The sequence below is a fragment of the Staphylococcus pasteuri genome, assembly GCF_030547725.1.
Lineage (GTDB): Bacteria > Bacillota > Bacilli > Staphylococcales > Staphylococcaceae > Staphylococcus > Staphylococcus pasteuri.
This window is the reverse complement of record NZ_JAUOQO010000348.1, coordinates 1-271: the sequence shown is the minus strand read 5'-3', so window position 1 is coordinate 271 and position 271 is coordinate 1. Positions and strand designations below refer to the sequence as shown.

General features: G+C 46.9%; 1 protein-coding gene. It reads right to left on the bottom strand.

What is annotated here, in order from left to right; translation table 11 throughout:
• A partial coding sequence (locus Q4528_RS13945; protein ID WP_303522185.1) for a Rossmann-fold NAD(P)-binding domain-containing protein occupies nucleotides 1-271 on the bottom strand: 271 nt, incomplete at both ends.

The window sequence follows — 271 nt, the reverse complement described above, 5'->3', positions numbered from 1 at the left end:
CTTTTATGGTGGGTACAAATAGGGACAGGAGAGCGAAGCTCCACCACGCAAATTTTCGGGTGAGCAGTGGCTGTTGGTTGTTCTCAAAAGCCTGCTGCCAATCTTTGGTGCTTAGGCGTAAACCGGGGTCATGCCATACCTCAAAGTCACTTTGCGTAAGCTCGAGGACTTGAATGGTATTGGCACAGAGATCGGGTAAGTAAGACCAAAAGTGCTGATGCTGAGCATTATGTGGAAAAGCCATTTGGGTATGGTTGCGTTTGTATTTAAT